The organism is Pseudomonas sp. BCA17 (genome assembly GCF_004519405.1).
Lineage (GTDB): Bacteria > Pseudomonadota > Gammaproteobacteria > Pseudomonadales > Pseudomonadaceae > Aquipseudomonas.
This window is the reverse complement of record NZ_SGWI01000005.1, coordinates 43,282-66,152: the sequence shown is the minus strand read 5'-3', so window position 1 is coordinate 66,152 and position 22,871 is coordinate 43,282. Positions and strand designations below refer to the sequence as shown.

The following is a 22,871-nucleotide window of genomic DNA, read 5'->3' as shown; positions in this document are numbered from 1 at the left end:
AGCGATAATGGCCTTTTAATGCTCCCTCATTGAGCTACATCAATGCACCGCGACGCTCTATTGACGCAGGACGAACTGGACTTCATCCAAGACATGCAACATAACCCGCAGCTCAACCTGCGGGATGCCGGGTCGAGCCTGACTGTCAATGGTGGTGCACAGATCCGCGATTTGCTCACACGGCTGGCCGCTCACGACCACGTCACCATCCAGGCGCAGTTCGACAACCAACAGCTCACCTTTCCCCTGCAATTGGTTGAAGACGAGTTTCACGCGGTGCATCTGCGCCTCGGTGTGCCGAGCATTTTCGAAGACGGGCCGATGGTTCGCCCTTGGCGCCTGGCCCTGGAAGCACCAGTGCCGCTGGAAAATGTGCGCGGCAACCCGGGTGCGCTCTGGGTGCATGAGGTGTCATTCAAGGGCGTGCTGGTGGAGTTTCGTGGCCGGGCCAAACCGCCGAAAACCTTTTCCCTGTGGTTCAGCCCTTCAGGTTACGAACGCATTGCCTTGCGTGGCACGCTGGAGCGAGAAACCGCCCGGGGCTTGTTCGCCTACCGCCTGAACCAGAGTAACGCGGATGAAATCGAGCGCTTGCGCCAGTTCATCCTGCATCAGCATCGACTGGTCCACCCTCACGTACATGCCTGAGTTCAGGTATCCAGCTGCCCGTTGAGAAACTGCCGCAAACGGCGCTGCATCAGGCGCCCCTCATTGCCCAGGCATCCGATGGAGGAGCCTGCGAGGTCGTCTTCGGCCAGTTCCGAGGCCGCACCGGCAAGAAACAGCGGGCAATCCAGCGTCAACGCCAAGCGGTTCAAACGCCTGTGCAGGTCATGATTGGGTGAGTGGTTGGAGAAGACCACCAGCGCGCAGGGCTGGGTCTTTTCACAGACCAGTGTCAACTCATCAAAAGGCTGGCCCATCCCCAGCACCTTGACGGCCAAATCGTCACGACTGATCAGCAATGCCGCGACCAGTAACTCCAATTCACGACATTCGCCGGGAATTGCGGCCATCACCACACGCGGCGCCGGGGAAGCACATGCCAGGTGCAGGCGCTGCGCGACCTGTGCGCAGAGGAAGGCATCGTAGAACAGCCACTCGCTGGCCTGGCCGAATTGGCTTCGATGGCGCGACAGCTCCTCCCAGAGCGGCATCAGAACGTTCTGAAACGCCACACTGAGGGGGTACGTGCCCGCAATCTGCCCATACAGCCGCTCCAGCATCCGATCATCGAAACCGCTGACGGCTTGCCTCAGGCGTGCCTGCCATTGCGGCCATTCAGCGTCTTCGACCGCTTCCTGCTCGGAACGCACGACTGCTGCCTGCTGATCGTCGCGGGCGAGGATCTTGCCGACCTTGCTCACCGCCACGCCCCGTCCTACCCAATCGAGAATGCGATGGACGGTTTCAATATCGGACTTGGAGTAGAGACGATGCCCGCTTTCGGTGCGTGTGGGCTGAATCAGACCATAACGGCGTTCCCATGCGCGCAACGTAACCGGGTTGACGCCTGTCAGTCTCGAGACTTCACGAATCGGAAACAGCTGATCGGAATCAGCCGCATCTTGATGCGAAGTACTATCTAACGGAGCAGTAATCACGGGCATTTTGAGCCAAAACCAACGGTAACCGGGCGCTCATTTAACGCCTTTAGATCTGTCTTTTTCAAGGTCTGCGCGCTTTAGACCAATGTCACTGGCGTATTTTTCTAAAACAGGAATAATCCTTGCCTGTTTTTTCCACGTAGCTGCAATACCCCCGCAGCTTCGTTCGTGCGCCACCTACCCGGTTCCGCGCACCCGTCTATTTGGAGATACACAATGTCTACCTCCCCCGTTACCTTGATGGTTGCGCGTCGCGTGGCCAAAGGACGCTACGAAGAGTTGATGGCTTGGCTGCGCGAAGGCGAGCAATTGGCCACCGACTTCCCCGGCTACCTGGGTTCCGGTGTACTGGCGCCGCCCCCCAACGATGACGAATTTCAGATCATATTCCGCTTCGCCGACGAAAAAACCCTGCATGCCTGGGAGTTCTCGGCTTCGCGCAGCGCCTGGCTGAGCCGTGGCAGCGAGTTGTTCGCCAACCCATCCGAGCACCGGGTACGCGGCATCGATGGCTGGTTCGGCGCCGTGGGCGCACGCCCTCCCCGCTGGAAACAGGCGGTGGCGATCTGGCTGGCATTTTTCCCGGTGTCACTGCTGTTCAACTTCGGCCTTGGGCCACTGCTCAGCGAGCTGGCCCTGCTCCCCCGTGTGCTGGTCAGCACAGCGGCACTCACGCCGTTGATGGTGTACTTCTTTATCCCGCTGTCGACCCACCTGCTGGCGAATTGGCTACATCCCACGCCGCCGCGCAAGGTCACCGAAGCCCCCGCGTGAGTACAGGGGGGCCGGTCGCTGGTATAGTTCCAGCCTGCCAGCGATTTGAGCCCCCCAATGACTGCAACCAACGCCCCGATCCTGATCACCGGTGCCGGCCAGCGCGTCGGCCTGCACTGCGCCGAGCGGTTGCTGGATGACGGTCATGCGGTGATCTTCAGCTACCGCAGCGAACGCCAAGGCGTCGACACTTTGCGCAAGCGTGGCGCCATCGGCCTGTTTGCCGACTTTTCCAGCGAAGTCGGGATTCTCGCGTTTATCGCACAATTGAAAACTCACACCGACAGCCTGCGTGCAATCATCCACAACGCCTCGGCGTGGGTCGCGGAAACGCCGGGCGACGAAACCCGCGCGTTCCATGACATGTTCAGCGTGCACATGCTTGCGCCCTACCTGATCAACCTGCATTGTTCTGCTTTGCTGCAGCGCTCGACACCTGCCGATATCGTGCATATCAGTGATGATGTGGTGCGCAAGGGCAGCCGCCAGCACATCGCATACTGCGCCACCAAGGCCGGGCTCGACAGCCTCACGCTGTCGTTTGCCGCGCAGTTCGCGCCGCTGATCAAGGTCAACGGCATCGCCCCGGCGATGGTGATGTTCAACGAGAACGACGACGCGGCCTACCGCGCCAAGGTCCTGGCCAAGTCCGCTCTGGGCATCGAACCCGGGCCGCAGGTGATCTACCAGAGCGTGCGTTACCTGCTGGACAACCCGTATGTCACCGGTACCACCCTGACCGTCAACGGCGGGCGGCATATCAAGTAAGCCGTTTGTGAGGATGTCGTATGACCTTATCCCTGCCCCACCACTACCGCGAGATCCTCAAGGGCCTGGGCGAAGACCCGCAGCGCGAAGGTTTGCTCGACACGCCCAAGCGAGCCGCCAAGGCCATGCAATACTTGTGTCACGGCTACGAACAGAACCTGGACGAGATCGTCAATGGCGCACTGTTTGCGTCCGATAATGACGAGATGGTGATCCTCAAGGACATCGAGCTGTATTCACTCTGCGAGCACCACTTGCTGCCCTTTATCGGCAAGGCCCATGTGGCCTATATTCCGACCGGCAAGGTGCTCGGCCTGTCGAAGCTGGCGCGCATTGTCGACATGTATGCGCGGCGCCTGCAGATCCAGGAAAACCTCACGCGGCAAATCGCCGACGCGATCCAGCAGGTCACCCAGGCCGCCGGCGTGGCGGTGGTTATCGAAGCCAGGCACATGTGCATGATGATGCGCGGCGTGGAGAAACAGAACTCAACCATGAACACCTCGGTGATGCTCGGCGCGTTCCGCGAGTCGAACACCACCCGCATGGAGTTCCTGCAACTGATTGGACGGAGCAAGTAGCAATGCCACAACTTCAACCAGGCATGGCGCGCATCCGGGTCAAGGACCTGTGCCTGCGCACGTTTATCGGCATCAACGAGGACGAAATCCTCAATAAGCAGGATGTGCTGATCAACCTGACGATCCTGTATGCCGCCCAGGAAGCGGTGCGCGACAACGACATCGACCACGCGCTGAACTACCGCACCATCACCAAGGCCATCATTGCCCACGTCGAAGGCAATCGCTTCGCCTTGCTGGAGCGCCTGACTCAGGAACTGCTGGACCTGGTGATGAGTAACGAATCGGTGCTGTATGCCGAAGTCGAAGTGGACAAGCCTCATGCGCTGCGCTTTGCCGAATCGGTGTCGATAACGTTAGCTGCAAGCCGTTAGCGACAAGCGACAAGCAAAGGCCAACCCATTACAACTTACAGCTTGAAGCTTGAAGCTGTCTCAAAGAGATCCCCCATGACCGATCAACAACGTCTCGAACTCGAAGCCGCTGCCTTTCGCCGTTTGGTGGCACATCTGGACAGCCGCAAGGATGTGCAGAACATCGACCTGATGAACCTCGCCGGCTTCTGCCGTAACTGCCTGTCCAAGTGGTACAAGGCCGAGGCTGACGAGCGCCAGATCGAGCTGAGCCTCGATGACGCACGTGAAGTGGTGTACGGCATGCCGTACGCCGAGTGGAAAGCCCAATACCAGAAAGAAGCCAGCGCCGACCAACAGGCGGCGTTCGCCAAAGGAAAAACCCATGACTGATTTGAACACCCTGCGTGCCAGCCTCAACAGCGGCGAACATGTCTTTGCCGACACCCTCGCATTTGTCGCCGCCGGTTATGACTACCAGCCGCAAGCGTTCACCAACGGCAGCGTGGAAAACGCCGCGGGGCAGAACGAAGGGTCGTGCAAGACCTTGGGCCTGGCATTGCTGGAAGGCCTGAGCGACCAGGAGGCATTGCTGGCGTTTGGTGAGCATTACCGTTCGGTGTTGGCGACGCCTGAGGGCAGCGACCACGGTAATATCCGTGCGTTGATCGCCAATGGCTTGGCCGGTGTGAAGTTCAGCGCACAGCCCCTGACTCGCCGCTCCTGAGTCAGGCATAAAGTAAAATGTGGGAGGGGCGGTGCGCCCCTCCCACATTGGTTTTGCAGCGTTGGTTAGAACGAAGCGTTCTGCAAGCCGTCGAGGTAACGCTCGGCGTCCAGTGCCGCCATGCAGCCGGCGCCGGCCGAGGTGATAGCCTGGCGGTACACGTGGTCGGCCACATCACCGGCAGCGAAGATACCTTCAATGTTGGTCGCAGTGGCGTTGCCTTCACGGCCGCCCTGCACCACCAGGTAACCATCTTTGGCTTCGAGCACGCCTTCGAACAACGAAGTGTTCGGAGTGTGGCCGATGGCGATGAACACGCCGTCGACTTTCAGCTCGTCGAAGCTGCCGTCGTTGTTCTTCAAGCGCGCACCGGTCACGCCCATGTTGTCGCCCAGGACTTCGTCCAGGGTGGCGTTGAGCTTGAGGATGATCTTGCCTTCAGCCACACGGGCATGCAGCTTGTCGATCAGGATTTTCTCGGCGCGGAAGGTTTCGCGGCGGTGAACCAGCGTCACGGTGCTGGCGATATTGGCCAGATACAGCGCTTCCTCAACGGCCGTGTTACCGCCACCGACGACGGCGACCGGTTTGTTGCGGTAGAAGAAACCGTCGCACGTCGCGCAGGCGGAAACGCCTTTGCCCATGAACGCTTCTTCCGACGGCAGGCCCAGGTAACGGGCGCTGGCGCCGGTGGCGATGATCAACGCGTCACAGGTGTACACACCACTGTCGCCGGTCAGGCTGTAAGGCTTCTTGGAGAAGTCGACCTTGTTGATGTGATCAAACACGATTTCGGTTTCAAAACGCTCGGCGTGCTCTTTCATGCGCTCCATCAGCACCGGGCCGGTCAGGCCGTGGACGTCGCCCGGCCAGTTGTCGACTTCAGTGGTGGTGGTCAACTGACCGCCCGCCTGCATGCCGGTGATCAGCAGCGGCTTGAGGTTGGCCCGGGCAGCGTAGACGGCAGCGCTGTAACCGGCAGGGCCGGAACCGAGAATAATCACTCGCGAATGACGGGTATCAGACATGACTCACTCCTATCGACCACCCGGACAACAAGGCGGCTGGAATAAAAAAGGACCGCGAAGCACTTGGGGAAGGCTTGAACTCGCAGGCCCTGAAAATAATGGGTGCAGCGTATCGAGGGGGGCAAGATTAAGGAAATACGGAATAACAATCCAGCTCATAGGTGGTCTCTATGCAGTCGACTCGATTAATCGAGACGTTTGTTACTGCTGATGTCGCCGCTTTCACCCAACCTGCAAAGCCGGTAAGGTCGGCGCGTTTGTCCCACTGCTCGGAGTTCTCCATGCCCGCCCCTGCTCTTTCCGGCCCGCAATACCTGCGTGAGGGCCTCAAACTGGTGTTGAGCCCCGGCCTGCGCTTGTTTGTGCTGCTTCCGCTGGCGATCAACCTGGTGCTGTTCGTCGGCTTGATCTATTTCGCCGGCCATCAGTTCAGCCTGTGGGTCGACAGCCTGATGCCGACGCTGCCCAGTTGGTTGAGCTTCCTCAGCTACATCTTATGGCCCCTCTTTGTGGTGCTGGTGGTGTTGATGGTGTTTTTCACCTTCACCATGCTCGCCAATATCATCGCGGCGCCGTTCAACGGTTTTCTCGCGGAAAAGGTTGAAGTGGTGGTGCGCGGCACCGATGACTTCCCGCCATTCAGTTGGAGTGAACTGGTCGCGATGGTGCCGCGCACCTTGGCCCGTGAAATGCGCAAACTGGGCTACTTCCTACCACGGGCCATCGGCCTGTTTATCCTGTCGTTCATCCCGGTGGTCAACCTGATCGCGGCGCCGCTCTGGCTGCTGTTCGGTGTGTGGATGATGGCGATCCAATACATCGACTACCCGGCCGACAACCACAAGCTGGGCTGGAACGAAATGCTCGCCTGGCTGCGCCAGAAGCGCTGGCAGAGCATGAGTTTTGGCGGGATCGTTTACCTGGTGTTGCTGGTGCCGGTAGTTAACCTGCTGATGATGCCGGCGGCCGTGGCCGGTGCCACGTTGTTCTGGGTGCGCGAGCAAGGTGCCGAGGCGATGACCCGGCAAAATATGACCACGTCATAAATCCATCATCCCAATGACACAATGACGACATGGCCCACGGTGACACTGTGGGTCATGACGACAGCCTCGCTTCATATCACTTTAATTACCGAAACCTTCCCGCCGGAAATCAACGGGGTGGCCAATACCCTCGGCCGCCTGTGCGAGGGTTTACGCGCGCGTGGCCATCAAGTCGAACTGGTACGCCCCCGCCAGGGCACTGACCAGAGTCGCCCCAACGATGAACAATTACTGCTGTGCCGCGGCTGGCCTCTGCCGGGTTACCCGGGCCTGCAATGGGGCCAATCGTCGATGCACAAATTGCTGCGGCGCTGGACCCGTCAACGCCCGGACGTGCTGTATATCGCCACGGAAGGGCCGCTGGGTTTATCGGCCCTGCGTGCGGCCCGTCGCCTGGGCATCAGTGTGGTCAGTGGCTTCCACACCAACTTCCAGCAGTATTCGAACCAATATGGCTTAAGCCTATTGAGCCGCATGGTTACTCATTATCTGCGTTGGTTTCATAACCGCTCGACCTTGACCCTGGTGCCGAGCGCCAGCCAACGCCTGGAGCTGGAGCGCCGGCATTTCGAGCGCCTGGGCATGCTGTCGCGCGGGGTCGACAGCCAATTGTTCCATCCGGCCAAACGCGATAACGCGCTGCGTGAAAGCTGGGCCTTGAACAGTGAGCAAATCGCCGTGCTGCATGTAGGCCGCCTGGCGCAGGAAAAAAACCTGGGGCTGATCAAACGCTGCTTCGAAACCCTGCAGGACACTTATCCACTGCGCCAGATGAAGCTGATCATCGTCGGAGATGGCCCACAACGGGCAACGATGGAAAAGGCACTGCCCGAGGCGATTTTCTGCGGCACCCTGCGGGGTGAGGAATTGGCGCGGCATTACGCGTCGGGCGATGTGTTCCTGTTTCCCAGCCTGACCGAAACCTTCGGCAACGTAGTGCTGGAAGCCATGGCGTCAGGGTTGGGGGTGGTGGCGTACGATCAGGCGGCGGCGACCCAGCACATCCGCCACGGTTACAACGGTGTGACCGCGATGCCAGGGGATGAAGAAGCATTTTGCGATGCGGCCAACTGGCTGCTTGAAGAGCGCGAGACGCTGCGAACGGTACGCCTGAATGCCCGCCAGCATGCCAGTCGCCAAGGCTGGCCCGCCATTATCGAGCAGTTCGAGAACCAATTACGGGGGGTGTGCGCGCAGGGTTTTGATCCATCCAAACCCGCCACACCTGCACTGAAGGATCTGCGGGTGCCGTGAGTCAGTTCGCATATCCTGCAGGCTCAACCCCAAAAAACAGGCCATGAATCCAAATTCGGACGTCCCGGATGGGGGTCCATCGCCCTATTCTGAATAGCCCAAAGGCTGGGTATCTTCTTACCCAGCCTTCCTCGGCAAACGCTTCAACTGTTACTCAAACCAACGTCGTCAATGCCTCACGACTGAACGGCAGGATATCGCCCTCGCGCCCTTCGCGTACTTTGACCGCCCAATCCGGGTCCACCAGCAGTGCGCGTCCTACAGCCACCAGGTCGAACTCGTCGTTGTTCAGACGCTCCAGCAGTTTTTCCAGGCTCGCTGGCTGTGCAACTTTGTCGGTGTTGACCATGAACTGCAGGAACTCGCCATCCAGGCCGACACTGCCGACGGTGATGGTCGGCTTGCCGGTGAGCTTGCGAGTCCAGCCGGCCAGGTTGAGGTCGGAGCCTTCAAATTCCGGCTCCCAGAAACGACGGGTGGAGCAATGGAAAATATCCACACCGGCGTCGGAAAGAGGCTTCAGAAACTCACCCAGCGCTTCAGGGGTCTGCACCAGGCGCGCAGTGTAGTCCTGCTGCTTCCATTGCGAAAAACGGAAGATGATCGGAAAGTCCGGGCCAACGGCGGCGCGGGTCGCCTGGATCAACTCAATGGCAAAGCGCGAACGGTTGGCCAGGCTACCGCCGTATTCGTCGGTGCGCTGGTTGCTGCCTTCCCAGAAAAACTGGTCCACAAGGTAGCCGTGGGCGCCGTGGATCTCTACGCCGTCCATGCCAATGGCCTGGGCATCCTTGGCGGCCTGGGCGAAGGCGTTGATCACGTCCTTGATGTCTTGGGTGGTCATGCCGTGGACGACGACGCTGCCATCCTTGAGTTTTTCCATCGGACCATAAGCCGGCACGCTAGCGTCAGGCTCGGTACCGATGCGACGCACACTGCCTACATGCCACAGCTGCGGAACGATCTTGCCACCTTCAGCGTGTACGGCTTCAACCACTTTCTTCCAACCGGCCAGCGCGGCTTCACCGTAGAAATGCGGGACATTCGGGTAACCGTTGGACGCTTGATGCCCAACCACAGTGCCTTCGGTAATGATCAGCCCCACGCCGGCAGCAGCGCGGCGGCGGTAGTACTCGATGACTTTGGAATTGGGCACGCCACCCGGGGAAAACGAACGGGTCATGGGTGCCATGACCACACGGGTCGACAATTGCAGTGCACCGAGCTGGAACGGTTTGAACAAGGCTTGGACAGGCATGGGAGCACTCCACGGGAGAGGGGTTTATGACGTGGATAATATGAGGGGCGCGCAGTGCTGGGTAGCACTATTGATCTGGGTGATTAAGGGGTATGGGGGGCAGCTGCAAGCTGCAAGTTTGAAGCTGCAAGGGGAGCGAGGTGCTTGCAGCTTGCAGCTTGAGGCTTGCCAATCGAGCAACACCGAGCGGTGTTTAGCTCAGCGCTTTCTCGATGGCTTGGATGACGGTGGGATCGTCCGGCGCGGTACGTGGAGAGAATCGCACCAGGACCCGTCCATCCTTGCCCAGCAGGAATTTTTCGAAGTTCCAGGTGATGTCCCCGGGAAACTCCGCACCCTCGCCCGCCAGCAAGCGGTAGAGCTGGTGGCGATCATGCCCATTGACGTCAAGCTTGCTGCCCAACGGAAATGTCACGCCGTAGTTGAGGCTGCAGAACTCGCGAATTTCTTCTTCGGTGCCCGGTTCCTGGCCTGCAAACTGGTTGCACGGCAGGCCAAGCACGGTAAACCCCTGGTCCTTGTACTGCTGGTAGAGTTTCTCCAACGCCGCGTATTGCGGGGTCAGGCCACATTTGGAGGCCACGTTGACCACCAGTACCACTTGCCCCTTGAAAGGCGCCAGCGGCAGCTCATGCCCGTCTAAAGCTTTGAGTTTCAGGTCGTGGAAAGCACTCATGACGAACTCCAGATATCCCATGTTCTTCGCATTGCGGCGCTTCGAGATTACAACCCGCAAGCCTGCAATCATAGACGTCGATTGCAAAACTCGCCTGCGAGTTACTGAGCGGTAGGCCAGGGCAAAATCGGAATCGCCGTCACCGCATTCTGCGGGCTGCCTTCGATCAAACGGTCGCTGTAGACCAGGTAAACCAAGGTATTGCGCTTCTTATCCAGGAAGCGCACCACTTGCATGGTCTTGAACACCAGCGAGGTGCGCTCCTTGAACACTTCGTCGCCGTCCTTGAGCTCGCCCTTGAAGCGGATCGGCCCAACCTGGCGGCAGGCTATCGACGCTTCGGCGCGGTCTTCGGCCAGGCCCAGGCCACCTTTGACACCCCCCGTCTTGGCGCGAGACAGATAGCAGGTCACGCCATCAACCTTGGGGTCATCAAACGCCTCGACGACGATTCGGTCGTTGGGGCCGACGAACTTGAACACCGTCGACACCTGGCCGATTTCTTCGGCCGAAGCCAACAGCGGCAGGGCCAGCAACAGGCCGAGCAATCCCTTCATGACACGCATCGTGTATTCCTTTGGTTAGACTTAGACCAGGATCAGGTTATCGCGGTGAACCAGTTCCGGTTCGGCCATGTAGCCCAATAATCCGACAATCGCGTCGGACGGCTGCCCGATGATTTTCTGCGCTTCCAGAGCGCTGTAGTTGGCCAGGCCACGGGCGATCTCGCGGCCGTCCGGCGCCACGCACACGACCATCTCGCCACGGCGGAAACTGCCCTGCACCAATTTGACGCCAACCGGCAGCAGGCTCTTGTTGCCTTGGGACAACGCCGACACAGCGCCATCGTCCAGCACCAGGGTGCCACGGGTTTGCAGATGACCGGCCAGCCATTGTTTACGTGCGGCCAGCATGCCGCGTTCCGGCGACAGCAGCGTACCGATACGCTCACCGGCCTTGAGGCGATCCAGCACACGCTCCAGGCGCCCGCCGACGATGATGGTGTGCGCACCGGAACGCGCAGCCAGGCGTGCGGCACGTAGCTTGGTCTGCATGCCACCACGGCCCAGGGCACCACCGACACTGCCGGCCACGGCGTCCAGGGCCGGGTCATCGGCGCGGGCTTCATAGATCAGTTTGGCATCAGGGTTGTTGCGCGGGTCGGCGTCAAACATGCCGTCGCGGTCGGTGAGGATCACCAGCAGGTCGGCTTCCACCAGGTTGGCCACGAGGGCAGCCAGGGTGTCGTTGTCGCCGAAGCGGATTTCGTCGGTGACCACCGTGTCGTTTTCGTTGATTACCGGGATGACCTTGAGCTCCACCAGCGCGCGCAGAGTGCTGCGGGCGTTGAGGTAGCGCTTGCGGTCGGACAGGTCGTCGTGGGTCAGCAAGATCTGCGCCGTGTGGCGACCGTGCTCGGCAAAGCTGGACTCCCAAGCCTGCACCAGGCCCATCTGGCCGATGGCGGCGGCGGCTTGCAGTTCATGCATCGCGCTGGGTCGCGCGGTCCAGCCGAGGCGGCTCATCCCGGCGGCAACGGCCCCGGACGATACCAGCACCAGCTCCACACCGGCCTCATGCAAGGCCACCATCTGCTCGACCCAGACGCTCATGGCTGCACGATCCAGCCCCTTGCCATCCGCCGTCAGCAGCGCACTTCCGATCTTTACGACCCAGCGCTGCGCACCTGTCACTTTGCTCCGCATCATCTTCAACCTTAGATTGAGGGCTGCGCGACCCAGCGCGGCCCATAACGTTATACCCGGATACCAAAACGCCGCTCCAGGGAGCGGCGTTCAAGTTTATAGCAACAGATCAGTCGCGCACGTAAATGATTTCCGGGCCATCTTCATCATCCACGTCTTCTTCGTCCCAATCATCGTCGCCGATGTCATGGACCGACTTCACGCCGCTGCGGCGCAGGGCACGCTGGTCATCCAGAGCCTGCAACTGGGCACGGGCTTCGTCTTCGATACGCTGGTCGAGTTCGGCCAGTTCGGCCTTGAACACCGGATCGGCCGCCAGGCGGTCGGCGCGGTCCTCCAGGTAGCGCATGATGTCGCGGGTCAGACGCTCGGTGCCTTCTTTGGCAATGGCCGAGATCACGTAGACCGGACCTTCCCACTCCAGGCGCTCGACGATCTCTTTGACGCGCTCCTCGTGTTCTTCTTCGAGGATCTGGTCGCACTTGTTCAGCACCAGCCAGCGATCACGCTCAGCCAGGGATGGACTGAACTTGGTCAACTCACTGACGATCACTTCGGCAGCGTCCGCTGCACTGGTGTCATCCAGCGGCGCCATGTCGACGAGATGCAGCAGCAAACGGGTACGTGCCAAGTGCTTGAGGAAGCGGATGCCCAGGCCTGCGCCATCGGAAGCCCCTTCGATCAGGCCGGGAATGTCGGCGATCACGAAGCTTTTCCAGCGATCGACGCTGACCACACCCAGGTTCGGCACCAACGTGGTGAACGGGTAGTCGGCGACTTTCGGCTTGGCAGCCGAGACCGAGCGGATGAACGTACTTTTGCCTGCGTTCGGCAAGCCCAGCAGGCCCACGTCGGCGAGTACTTTCATTTCCAGCTTCAGGTCACGTTGCTCACCCGGCTTGCCAGGCGTGGTCTGGCGCGGCGCACGGTTGGTACTGGACTTGAATCGGGTGTTACCCAGACCGTGCCAGCCGCCCTGCACAACCATCAGTTTCTGCCCGGCCTTGGTCAGGTCACCAATCACTTCCTGGGTAGCGGAGTCGATGATCGTGGTGCCGACCGGTACGCGCAGTATCAGGTCTTCGCCTTTTTTACCGGTGCAGTCGGTGCTGCCGCCGTTGGAGCCACGCTCGGCATCGAAGTGCCGGGTGTAACGGTAGTCGACCAGGGTATTGAGGTTTTCGTCGGCCATCATGTAGATGGAACCGCCGTCACCGCCATCACCGCCGTTGGGGCCACCGTTTTCGATGAATTTTTCGCGGCGGAAACTCATGCAACCGTTACCGCCATCGCCTGCTTTTACTCGGATGGAAACTTCATCAACGAACTTCATAACAAAACGCCTCTCGTCGCATGGACGAGCTTAAGAAACCAAGACATAAGACTCTTGCAAAAATGAGCGCAGCGACCTCAATAACGACCGCAATTCCAGCGCTTGAGCCCATTACAAACAGCTTTGCAAGAGACTCACTCCACAAACGAAAAAGCCCCGTCGCAAGACAGGGCTTTTCCAGCGATCTCGCAATTAAGCTGCGACAACGCTCACGTAACGGCGGTTGAAAGCGCCTTTTACTTCAAACTTGATCACGCCTTCGATTTTCGCGAAAAGGGTGTGATCTTTACCCATGCCTACACCGTAACCGGCGTGGAATTGGGTGCCGCGCTGACGCACGATGATGTTGCCCGGAATGATTTTCTGGCCGCCATACATCTTCACGCCAAGGCGTTTGGCTTCTGAGTCGCGACCGTTACGGGTACTACCACCAGCTTTTTTGTGTGCCATGAGTCAATTCTCCTAGTGAGGAATTAGGCTGAAATTAAGCCTGAATACCGGTGATTTTGATCTCGGTGTACCACTGGCGGTGGCCCATACGCTTCATGTGGTGCTTACGACGACGGAACTTGATGATGCGGACTTTATCGTGACGACCTTGGGAGATCACTTCAGCCACAACGGTAGCGCCAGCAACAACTGGAGCGCCGATGTTCACGTCATCGCCATTGGCGACCAACAGAACGCGATCAAAAGTCACGGATTCGCCAGTGGCGACTTCCAGTTTTTCGATCTTCAGGTATTCACCTGGGGCGACCTTGTATTGCTTGCCACCAGTAACAATTACTGCGTACGACATGGTATTTCTCCGATAATCCTGCTCACCCAGCGCTTTATAAGAAAAGGTATTGGCTGGCATGGCTGCATGGGATGGACGTCCCGAATGCAATTGCGTAAGGCAGGTGCTGCCCAGGAAGTTCAGGGTGCGCGATTGTACGCAAGGCTTCGATGCCTTGCAAGTGGCCGCCAGTCGCCTTGAAAGCGTAGCGAACCAAGGAAAGACAAGGGAAAACCAGGCAAGTCAGCGCAGTTTACCGGCTGTAAATGAACATTCCGAGCCTGTTTCTGACCCAGGATTGCCCGCGTAGAGCGGAAGGTTCCCAGCCTGCAGCAGCTTTCACGGTGACCGGGCGCGCCTTGACACCCGGGGGCCTGGGTCCTAGCATGCCGCGCAACCCTTCTGGAGCGACTGTCGCTGATGCAACCCCAAGCTTTCTACCGCGCGGTCGCGGACGATTTTAGCGCCGTCGACGGCATCATCAAGCAGCAGCTGACGTCTAAAGTGCCGCTGGTCTCCAAAATTGGCGACTACATTACGTCGGCGGGCGGTAAACGCCTGCGTCCTTTATTAGTGTTGCTGTGCGGCAAGGCCCTCGGCCGCCAAGGCGATGACCTGCGCCTGCTGGCCGCCACCATCGAATTCCTGCACACCGCCACCCTGCTGCACGACGACGTAGTCGACATGTCCGGCATGCGTCGTGGTCGCGAGACCGCCAATGCAATGTGGGGCAACGCCCCCAGCGTACTGGTAGGCGATTTCCTTTATTCACGTTCGTTCGAAATGATGGTCGAGCTGGGCTCAATGCCAGTGATGAAGATTCTTTCACAGGCCACCCGCATCATCGCCGAAGGCGAAGTGTTGCAACTGTCCAAGGTCCGCGACGCCAGCACCACCGAAGAAACCTACATGGAAGTGATTCGCGGCAAAACCGCGATGCTCTTCGAAGCCTCGACCCATAGCGCAGCCGCCCTGTGTGGCGCGACCGCCGAACAAGCCGAAGCTCTGCGTACCTTCGGCGACCACCTGGGCGTGGCGTTCCAACTGGTGGATGACCTGCTCGACTACCGTGGTGACGCCGAAACCCTGGGCAAGAACGTCGGTGACGACCTGGCCGAAGGTAAACCCACCTTGCCGCTGATCTACACCATGCGTGAAGGTACGCCGGAACAGGCGGCCCTGGTGCGCAAGGCGATCCAGAAAGGTGGGATCGAAGACCTGGAAGCCATCCGTGCAGCGGTTGAAGCCTCCGGTTCCCTGGATTACACCGCGCAACTGGCGCGTGATTTCGTGGCCCGCGCCATCCAGTGCCTGGAAGCGCTGCCAGCCAGCGAATACCGGGATGCCCTGGTCGAACTGAGTGAATTCGCGGTCGCGCGTACGCACTAAGTCATACCTGCAGACACAGACCAATGTGAACGGGGGCTTGCCCCCGATAGCGGAGTATCAGTCACGGAATCTGCTGGCTGGCACACCGTCATCGGGGGCAAGCCCTTCTCACGTCTGGATTTCATACAACCTGCAAGAGCCAAAATCCCTATATAATGTGCGACTTTTAGCCATCCTGACTTTCAAGGAGCTTTAGTGAGCACGTTGCCACCCTGCCCAAAATGCAATTCCGAATACACCTACGAAGACGGCGCCCAGCTGATCTGCCCGGAATGCGCCCATGAATGGTTCGCTGATGGCGAGGCCGACGCAGCCAGCGACGAAACCGTGAAAAAGGACTCTGTGGGCAACGTCCTGCAAGACGGAGATACCATCACCGTGATCAAGGACCTCAAGGTCAAGGGCACGTCCCTGGTCGTCAAGGTCGGCACCAAGGTCAAGAACATCCGCCTGTGCGATGGCGACCACGATATCGACTGCAAGATCGACGGCATCGGCCCGATGAAACTCAAGTCCGAGTTCGTCCGCAAGGTCTGAACCTGCTGCCTCCATCCCGCGCCCGCCGCGGGATGGCGTTTCGCCCTCTCCGTTGACTGAACGCAACAGTCACCCAGAAAACCCAGAAAACCGCCAATAGGCACTTGCTATTCCACGAATAAGAATTATTCTCATTGAAACCCATCAAGGAGAATGAACATGACTTATTTGATCGATGCATGGCTGGACCGCCCACACCCCTACCTGCGGATTCTGCATCGGGAAACCGGTGAGGTTTGCGCGGTACTGGAAGAAGAAGCACTGAATGAACTGCAGGATCAGGGCGACCTGGACGTCAACGGCTTGAGTTCAAGTGAGCCCGGCGTGCTGAAAGAGGTGGTGAGAAACCTGTTTTTGTTCTGCTATGCCCGAGCGTTGCGCCCGGCGACGGAGCTCAATGGCAAGTTCCACCCATGAACAACCCCGCAAAACACTGTGGGAGCGAGCAGGCTCGTTCCCACAGGTAATCGGCAGGTCTTACAGAACGTCGAGCAACTCGACGTCGAACACCAGAACGCTGTGCGGTGGAATGCTGCCAACGCCTTGAGCGCCGTAAGCCAGTTCGCTCGGCACGTACAGGCGCCATTTGCTGCCGGCATTCATCAGTTGCAGAGCCTCGGTCCAGCCGGCGATCACGCCACCCACCGGGAATTCAGCGGGCTGACCGCGCTCGTAGGAACTGTCGAACACAGTGCCGTCGATCAGGGTGCCGTGGTAGTGGGTACGTACTTGATCTTCACGGGTCGGCTTGGCGCCTGTACCGGCGGTCAGTACTTCAAATTGCAGGCCGGAAGCGAGGGTGGTGATGCCATCACGCTTGGCGTTTTCAGCCAGGAACGCCAGGCCGGCACCCGCGGCGGCTTCAGCTTTGGCAGCGGCCTCGGCTTGCATGATCTCGCGGATGACTTTGAAGCTTGCAGCCATTTGCTCTTGGTCAACACGGCTTGGCTTACCCGCGAAGGCGTCGGTCAGGCCGGCCAGGATCGCGTCCAGGCTCACGCCCGGTGGTGGGTTGTCGCGCAGTTGGTCGCCCAACTGACGGCCGATACCGTAGCTGACGCGGGTTTCGTCGGTGGACAGATTAACTTCGGACATGAAGAGGCTCCGCTGTTGGGCCGCACAGGAAAACGCCGTTTTCCGCGCCGCCCAGAACTAAAAGGGCCAGCAGACTAGCACACATGCGCGGTCTGTGATGAGCCCTGCGCACGTACCTATCTACCGCCGGCGCTCCAAGCCGGCGTCCCATGCTGAGGGTCCCTTCCATCGCATTGGAGACGGTGTCATGAGCACACCCTCTGTATCCCACGTCGAGCAACTGCACGCGCAGTTGCTCGAGATTGATCCGAGCCTGCGCAGCCAGGTCAACCAGCCTGCCCCACCGCCCCAGGAACTGACGGACCTGGAAAAATTGAATGCCACGCTCAAACAGGCCAACGACACGTTCCTCAGCAAAGCGCGCGCCCTCTACCAGGAGCTGGCCCAGGCCGATCTCACCCACATCGAAGGCAAGGCGCTGTTGGCCCGTTTGCGAGCCACACTGAATGGGCAGCTGCAAGACCTCGATGAAACCAGCGCCATCACCGGCCAGGGTCGCCAGACTTTTATGCGCTACGCCGCCGGCAGCACGGCGCTGGAGCGGGAGGCCAGCCTCAATATCAAGGATCATCTGCTGAACCCCGTCGACCAACGCATGCTTGAGGACTGCTCACGCGTGCCGTCGATGCGCCCAGGGATTTATGCGTTGACGTTCACCTACCAGGATCAGAGCGTCGAGTTCGCCGGCGCATTTGTGTTGACGCGCCAGCCGAGCCCGCTGGGCGATAGCCTGACCACCGAGGCAACCGTCGGCCCGGTGCTGCTCTTTACACCGTCGGCGGGTCTCTACGGGTTCGACTCACTGCGCGAACTCGACCAGAGCCTGAAAGAGAACGTGGCCGAGCGTGGTGAAATCACCCAGCACCTGCCCGTGCGCTATCAACACCTCGACGTCACCGGCATCTGGCCGCTGGAACTGCGGCCGATCGACGACACGCTGGTGTTCGAACACTGCTACCAGGCGCTGCTCGATAAACGTCGTCTGGACGTCGACCTCGCGCTGAGCCTGGCCAACAACCCACAACAGAACAGCGCACAATTGATCCAGGAGCTGGACGCGGCAGTCCGCGCCGCCCTGCCCGACCTGTCCCCGCGCCTGGCAGTACGACGCCAGCGCCTGCTTGAGCGAGCCCTGCATAAAAGTTTGCCCGACTGGTACCGCAACGCCGGTGACGCGAAGCAAAAACACCTGGCGGACTGCATCGTCCACTACAACCAGGCCCGGCAGACATGCCTGGAGCTGTTCGGCCCTTGGATAACCCCAGGCGCCCTGGCCCATTACCAGTTGCTCGAACAATTGGCCGATCAGTTGGAGATCCACGACCTCGACCCGCAGCAGTTGCTCGTCACCACCCGCCGCGAAGTGGCGGAGGTGGGCCACTATCTGCAAGAGCGCAGCCTGGTGGATATCGCCCTCGCAGGTTTGCACAGCGAAGACCGGCTACCCGGTTCGGCCTTTCTCAAGCACACCACCCTGAGCTACGCCGGCGCGGCGTTGCAAGGCAGCCATGCGCACCTCACACCACACACCCTGCTCGACTTGTTGGAACCGCTGGACCCACGCCTGGACTTTGCCGACCGGCAGAAAAAAGCCATGGCGACGCCCGAAATCCGCCAGGCGACCAAAGCCATGCTTGATCGACGCCTGGCCCTGTTGGCCTACACCGCCAACCTGCAGGGCCACCTGAACACAGCCGACTATCAACTGTTCGAACAATTGCGCGGTACGCCCGGCTCGACGCTGCGCGCGCAGACCGTGCTGCTGCATGGCGCGCAACTCAAGGACCTGTGGCTGCTGCGCGAGAACGACGCCAACGGGCAAATCAAACGCCTGCTGCTGTGCACACCCGACTCGCCAAGGCAGCAGATGTTTATCGGCTTCAACAGCCTGCGCGAATGCCAGACGCACATTCTCGCCTGGACGGCTGACACTGCCCGGCACACGGGGGAAACCATGGCCGAGTACCTGCTGGAGCAAGTGCCGCAGCGCTTTCGCCCGACCATGCGCATCGTGGCCAGTAACCTGGGCTTGCGACCCGATGCCATGGAGCATGAGGAAGTCACCTTCGGGACGCCGAGCACGCACGACGCCTGCCTGGATGCCATGGTCAAACACCTGATGGCGCAATTGATCGACGACTACGAATACAGCAGCCCGCTCTGGCTGCGCTCCGCCTCTCAAGCTGAGCGTACCCGCCTGACAAGCCTCGCCGAAGATGCCGAAGGCGCCTTGCGCACCTATAACGCCAGGCCGGATGCGGAGGCTAACTTCCCCAGCTTTTCCGCCTATTCGCATGAGCAGGCCAGCCTCAGCCTCAACACGCTGCTGGGCCGGACGCACAACCAGGTCGACCCGGACCTGGTTTTCGCCTACCCCCCCAAACCGCTGCTGGGGCATGGGCCCAAACCCGTGTCCTACACCGAGCTGTATCGCGACGGGTATGCGGAAAACGTGGGGTTTATCAATGAAGACTTTTCCAGCTCGGCGACATTTCTCGGTCCGTCCGGCATCGACCTGAGCGCACTGACCCCGCAGAACGTCGCCGCCGCTGTAAGAGGCGTGTGGATCGGCAAGCGCTACACCGACTTGGTGCGCCAGCGATTGCAGGCCGCCGACAGCCCGGGCTATGCCGCCCGACGCAATGCCACGCTGAAGATCACCCAGTTGCAAATGCAGGGTGCCGCCCTGCAATCGCGTCTCGAGGGGCATATCGCCAGTGTCGATCTGACCTGGTTGACCCAGGCCATCACCAGCCTGGACCAGAGCGCGGCGACCCAGCGCAACACTTACAAAGTCCATCGCCTGTTTATCGACGGCAGTTGGGCAATGGGCGTTTACCTGTTCAGCCACGCGGATAATCCGGTGCTGCTGTACACCCCGAATGCACCGGATGGCATCGGTTTTCGCGAGGCGAAACTGTTCAACTACGTGCTCAAGACCCTCGATGGTGCCGTGGAATATTTCTGTACCCGCACCGCGCAGCAGTCCCAGGCACGTGTCCGGAGCTTGCTCGAAACCGCCAAGGACGGCCTGCCCGCCGACATCAACCGCACCAGCCCGAGCCGCCCCCATTACGACAGCATCGAACGCGTCACGCCCTTGATCGACCTGCGACACGAGTTCTACAACATGGTACTGCAGCGCCGGATCGACGACGTCCACGCCACCACTGTGAACCGTACGCAGATGATCATGGGCATTGTCTGGACCTGTGTCGAATGGGTCACCGCCATCGCGACCATTCCCTTTCCGGCTCTCAGCCTGACCCTGGGCGGGTTGCTCGCGTTCAAGGACGCGATGCTCGCGTTCAACGCGTGGCACCAGGGTGACCGCGACGGCGCGTTGCAGCATTACATCGGGTACCTGGCCAACCTCGGCGGTGCGCTGCTGTTCGATTTTCGACCCGCTTTAAAAGGCCCGGTCAACACACTGCGTCCGACATTCAAAACCGGCAAACAGGCGGCTGACAGCACACGGCTCAAACAACTCGAACCGGCCACTGCGCCAGGCATGCAACCCGTGCTGTTCGATGGACAGCCCTTTTGGGTCAAGCCCACCCCGGATGCCCTGGGCCGCCACCTGCTCTATCGCCAGGACCCGGCTTCCGGACAGATGCGCTCGACCGCACGTTTGGTCAATCAGGATAATGAGGGCCGCTGGGTGCGCTCCGGCGTGGCCGGTGGCGGACGCAAGAAGTATGAGCGGCTGCCCGAGGAGGTCGACGACGACGCCTTGGCGAAATACGAGATTTCGCCCGCAGAAGGTAAATATTTCCGGGCCGTGCTCGATGAAGGTTTCAAAACCCGGATTACCCAGAACTGGAGTGATGACTTCATCGGCGCCACGCAGCACCACGCCTACAACCAGTTGCTGCCGCTGCGCAATGCCTACGTTGGCCAGATCGAGCAACTGACCCAAGATGCCGAGGCTTTTTTCCTTAACCCCCCCGTACACCCCATCAAGCCACAAGTGCCCCAGTTGGCCGCAGATACTCCGCACGCCGAGCTGTTCAAGCGCCTGTTCTCGCCGGGCAAACAGTTGCTGATCGGAGCCCCTAACGCGTCCATCGCCAGCAAACAATTGCTGATCGAAAACATGCAGTCCCTGGCCGAGCAGGGGCTCAAGCGGCTGTACATCGAGAACCTGCCGGTTGACGTGTTTCGCAGCAAGCTGAAGGTCCTCAACCGCGAAGTCGAAGGCAATGTCGCGGTGGCACTTGAACGCGTCACCGAGCATCTCGCCCGGGTCGATCACTCCCTCGGCTTCGCTGCCGATGCACCTTTCAGCTTCCGCAAATTGGTGCTTGAGGCGCACAAGCACAACGTGCTCATCGACGGGCTGGACGCGTCGAGTTCCTACCACATGGAGCATGTATTGGCCCTTGGCGACGGTGAACGGTTTATCCCCCGCTCAAGCCGGCTGCGCAATTTCTATTCGCACCAGGCGATTGCGCGCAACGTCAGGAAGCACCCCGACGAAGGCTGGATCGCCCTGGCAGAGCAGGATCGCATCGGCAGCCACGCACTGACGACCGGCCTGGCCGACCTGCAAAACACCTTGGCACTGCGCATCAAAGACGTCGCGCCTGGCGAGCCCACAGGCGTCTGGATCGATACTCAGCCTGCGGAGCAGTCCAGGGGGCATTTCACAGTGTCGCAGTCGACGAACCTTCACCTGCGCAACCAACCGGGCATCGCGCAGGCCCCTGCTGCTGCGACCGGCACGGTGCACTTCAGCGAGTTCGATATGCCCCCTGCCATGAAGAAACAGGCAGGGCAATTGGCGGCGTCTCATCGCGGCCTGGATACACGATACGCATTGGCTCAAGGCGACCCCCGCCAGGCCACGTTCGCTGAGTTCATCCGTATCCGCCAGCGTTTGACCGAACGCGCCGAAGCCTTTTTTGCCGGTTACACGGCGCCACGACGCGGTGCGCTGGATTACCTTGCCGACCTCACGCACGAAGAGGACCTGATCAAGCGCCTCTTTCAACAAAAACTCGGGCTCGTCCTCGGTGAGGCGCATGCCGCGCAGTCGAGCAAAGAGTTCCTGATCAAGCACATGAAGCTGTTGAAGAAACAGGGGGTAAAAACGCTCTACGTCGAGCACCTGCTCACCGATCTGCATCAGCATGAACTGGATATCCTGCACGACACGTTGAAAATGCCCAGCGGCTTGCAGGCCTACCTGAATGCCCAGGATCAAGGCCATATGCTGATGTATACCGGGCCGAACACTTATACCAACGTAATCAAGGCCGCCAACAAATACGGTTTGCGCGTGCGCGCTCTGGATTGCCTCGCCAGCTACCACACCAAAGGGGCCAGGGGCGCAAGCCCGCGCAACACGCTGTTCAGTTATTTTGCCAACGAAGTGATCAAGGCCGACCAGGCGGCATTCGGGCCCCATAAGTGGGTGGCGTTCATGGGGAGCGGGCACACCGATATGAACCTGTTGGTACCCGGTATTGCCCAGTTGCAGGATGCCGTGAGCCTGCATGTGCGCGATGCCGCCGCCGGCACTGCACGCACCTTGCGACAGGGCGGCTGGGTCGTGGACGAGTCCAGCTCATTGGCCTTGCACAGCGACTTCACCCTGGAGGTCGGTATCGCCGGCCGGCAATCCGTACGACCTCCCGCGCCGCCGAGCCGAGAACGGCTGCGCATCAAAGGCCACTTCATCATCGAACGGCCGACAGCCGATGAGACCAACCTGGTGCACCACTCCAACAGTGGCGAAATCGTGGTCACGCCGATTCAGATCGATGACAACGGCCAGTTCTTCATTGACCGATGGGAGCGGATTCGCGACAAACGCTTTGTCTATCAAAGCCAGCTGATCGAAGCGCTCAAATACGAGATCCATCTGATACCGGCGCCTTGATGCCCCCGGGGCCCTGCCCGCCTGACGGTCAGGGCCCGCCTTTTGGATACAGCCGGACAAAAGGCATTTCAGATTCT

The 22,871-nt window shown here is 60.0% G+C and carries 23 protein-coding genes; 13 read left to right on the top strand and 10 right to left on the bottom strand.

Features of this window, described 5'->3' with window-relative positions:
* Window positions 1–42 precede the first annotated feature (42 nt).
* Entirely contained in the window at window positions 43–648 is a 606-nt protein-coding gene (locus tag EXW71_RS18840; RefSeq protein ID WP_134660232.1) for a hypothetical protein, read from the top strand.
* Window positions 649–650: 2 nt separating this feature from the next.
* On the opposite strand, the gene EXW71_RS18835 is transcribed toward EXW71_RS18840, so the two are convergent.
* On the bottom strand, window positions 651–1,610 hold the full coding sequence (locus tag EXW71_RS18835; RefSeq protein ID WP_134660233.1) for a MerR family transcriptional regulator: 960 nt from the start codon (window positions 1,608–1,610) through the stop codon (window positions 651–653).
* Between the two features lie 213 nt (window positions 1,611–1,823).
* Between EXW71_RS18835 and EXW71_RS18830 the strand changes: the two genes are divergently transcribed.
* The 6 genes from EXW71_RS18830 (at window position 1,824) to EXW71_RS18805 (ending at window position 4,810) form a co-directional block, all read left to right on the top strand.
* Entirely contained in the window at window positions 1,824–2,381 is a 558-nt protein-coding gene (locus EXW71_RS18830; protein WP_134660234.1) for an antibiotic biosynthesis monooxygenase, read from the top strand.
* Between the two features lie 57 nt (window positions 2,382–2,438).
* Complete coding sequence (gene folM / locus EXW71_RS18825) at window positions 2,439–3,149, top strand: dihydromonapterin reductase (RefSeq protein WP_134660235.1); 711 nt, start codon at window positions 2,439–2,441, stop codon at window positions 3,147–3,149.
* A 20-nt stretch (window positions 3,150–3,169) separates the two neighbouring features.
* Window positions 3,170–3,730, top strand: coding sequence for a GTP cyclohydrolase I FolE (gene folE, locus EXW71_RS18820; protein ID WP_123715938.1), 561 nt, complete (start codon window positions 3,170–3,172; stop codon window positions 3,728–3,730).
* A 2-nt stretch (window positions 3,731–3,732) separates the two neighbouring features.
* Window positions 3,733–4,104, top strand: a complete 372-nt coding sequence (gene folX / locus EXW71_RS18815) for a dihydroneopterin triphosphate 2'-epimerase (RefSeq protein WP_003194073.1) — start codon at window positions 3,733–3,735, stop codon at window positions 4,102–4,104.
* Window positions 4,105–4,179: 75 nt separating this feature from the next.
* Entirely contained in the window at window positions 4,180–4,476 is a 297-nt protein-coding gene (locus tag EXW71_RS18810) for a DUF1244 domain-containing protein (protein WP_123715937.1), read from the top strand.
* Entirely contained in the window at window positions 4,469–4,810 is a 342-nt protein-coding gene (locus tag EXW71_RS18805; protein ID WP_123715936.1) for a HopJ type III effector protein, read from the top strand. Before EXW71_RS18810 ends, EXW71_RS18805 begins: the two co-directional genes overlap by 8 nt.
* Window positions 4,811–4,875: 65 nt before the next feature.
* Here the strand turns inward: EXW71_RS18805 and trxB are convergent, their stop codons facing one another.
* Window positions 4,876–5,838 (bottom strand): thioredoxin-disulfide reductase, encoded by a 963-nt coding sequence (gene trxB, locus EXW71_RS18800; RefSeq protein WP_003176041.1) that lies wholly within the window; start codon window positions 5,836–5,838, stop codon window positions 4,876–4,878.
* Window positions 5,839–6,119: 281 nt separating this feature from the next.
* On the opposite strand from trxB, the gene cysZ reads away from it, so the two are divergent.
* Together cysZ and EXW71_RS18790 are read left to right on the top strand one after the other, a co-directional pair.
* The gene (gene cysZ, locus EXW71_RS18795) at window positions 6,120–6,884 is read left to right on the top strand and encodes a sulfate transporter CysZ (protein WP_123715935.1); all 765 of its coding nucleotides are present in this window, start codon (window positions 6,120–6,122) and stop codon (window positions 6,882–6,884) included.
* Window positions 6,885–6,938: 54 nt separating this feature from the next.
* A complete protein-coding gene (locus EXW71_RS18790) occupies window positions 6,939–8,138 on the top strand; it encodes a glycosyltransferase family 1 protein (protein WP_134660236.1) in 1,200 nt (399 codons plus the stop codon).
* Between the two features lie 154 nt (window positions 8,139–8,292).
* On the opposite strand, the gene EXW71_RS18785 is transcribed toward EXW71_RS18790, so the two are convergent.
* The 7 genes from EXW71_RS18785 to rplU all read right to left on the bottom strand — a co-directional run bounded on the left by EXW71_RS18785 (window position 8,293) and on the right by rplU (window position 13,910).
* On the bottom strand, window positions 8,293–9,396 hold the full coding sequence (locus EXW71_RS18785; protein WP_123715933.1) for an NADH:flavin oxidoreductase: 1,104 nt from the start codon (window positions 9,394–9,396) through the stop codon (window positions 8,293–8,295).
* Window positions 9,397–9,589: 193 nt separating this feature from the next.
* Window positions 9,590–10,072, bottom strand: coding sequence for a glutathione peroxidase (locus EXW71_RS18780; RefSeq protein WP_134660237.1), 483 nt, complete (start codon window positions 10,070–10,072; stop codon window positions 9,590–9,592).
* Between the two features lie 101 nt (window positions 10,073–10,173).
* On the bottom strand, window positions 10,174–10,638 hold the full coding sequence (locus tag EXW71_RS18775; protein ID WP_123715931.1) for a CreA family protein: 465 nt from the start codon (window positions 10,636–10,638) through the stop codon (window positions 10,174–10,176).
* Between the two features lie 21 nt (window positions 10,639–10,659).
* The gene (gene proB / locus EXW71_RS18770) at window positions 10,660–11,778 is read right to left on the bottom strand and encodes a glutamate 5-kinase (RefSeq protein ID WP_134660238.1); all 1,119 of its coding nucleotides are present in this window, start codon (window positions 11,776–11,778) and stop codon (window positions 10,660–10,662) included.
* Between the two features lie 109 nt (window positions 11,779–11,887).
* The gene (gene cgtA, locus EXW71_RS18765) at window positions 11,888–13,111 is read right to left on the bottom strand and encodes an Obg family GTPase CgtA (protein ID WP_123715930.1); all 1,224 of its coding nucleotides are present in this window, start codon (window positions 13,109–13,111) and stop codon (window positions 11,888–11,890) included.
* 192 nt (window positions 13,112–13,303) lie between these two features.
* The gene (gene rpmA, locus EXW71_RS18760) at window positions 13,304–13,561 is read right to left on the bottom strand and encodes a 50S ribosomal protein L27 (protein ID WP_003176049.1); all 258 of its coding nucleotides are present in this window, start codon (window positions 13,559–13,561) and stop codon (window positions 13,304–13,306) included.
* Between the two features lie 34 nt (window positions 13,562–13,595).
* Window positions 13,596–13,910, bottom strand: a complete 315-nt coding sequence (gene rplU, locus EXW71_RS18755; RefSeq protein ID WP_007950961.1) for a 50S ribosomal protein L21 — start codon at window positions 13,908–13,910, stop codon at window positions 13,596–13,598.
* A gap of 399 nt (window positions 13,911–14,309) precedes the next feature.
* Here rplU and EXW71_RS18750 point away from each other — a divergent pair, with 399 nt between their 5' ends.
* The 3 genes from EXW71_RS18750 (at window position 14,310) to EXW71_RS18740 (ending at window position 16,232) form a co-directional block, all read left to right on the top strand.
* Window positions 14,310–15,278: a polyprenyl synthetase family protein gene (locus EXW71_RS18750; RefSeq protein ID WP_123715929.1), complete on the top strand. Its 969-nt coding sequence runs from the start codon at window positions 14,310–14,312 to the stop codon at window positions 15,276–15,278.
* 195 nt (window positions 15,279–15,473) lie between these two features.
* On the top strand, window positions 15,474–15,815 hold the full coding sequence (locus tag EXW71_RS18745) for a zinc ribbon domain-containing protein YjdM (protein ID WP_134660239.1): 342 nt from the start codon (window positions 15,474–15,476) through the stop codon (window positions 15,813–15,815).
* 159 nt (window positions 15,816–15,974) lie between these two features.
* Complete coding sequence (locus EXW71_RS18740; RefSeq protein WP_003194088.1) at window positions 15,975–16,232, top strand: hypothetical protein; 258 nt, start codon at window positions 15,975–15,977, stop codon at window positions 16,230–16,232.
* Between the two features lie 60 nt (window positions 16,233–16,292).
* Here EXW71_RS18740 and EXW71_RS18735 read toward each other — a convergent pair whose 3' ends face one another.
* Window positions 16,293–16,910, bottom strand: coding sequence for an FKBP-type peptidyl-prolyl cis-trans isomerase (locus EXW71_RS18735; RefSeq protein ID WP_003194089.1), 618 nt, complete (start codon window positions 16,908–16,910; stop codon window positions 16,293–16,295).
* A gap of 187 nt (window positions 16,911–17,097) precedes the next feature.
* Here EXW71_RS18735 and EXW71_RS18730 point away from each other — a divergent pair, with 187 nt between their 5' ends.
* Window positions 17,098–22,794, top strand: a complete 5,697-nt coding sequence (locus EXW71_RS18730; RefSeq protein WP_134660240.1) for a membrane-targeted effector domain-containing toxin — start codon at window positions 17,098–17,100, stop codon at window positions 22,792–22,794.
* Window positions 22,795–22,871: the final 77 nt, after the last annotated feature.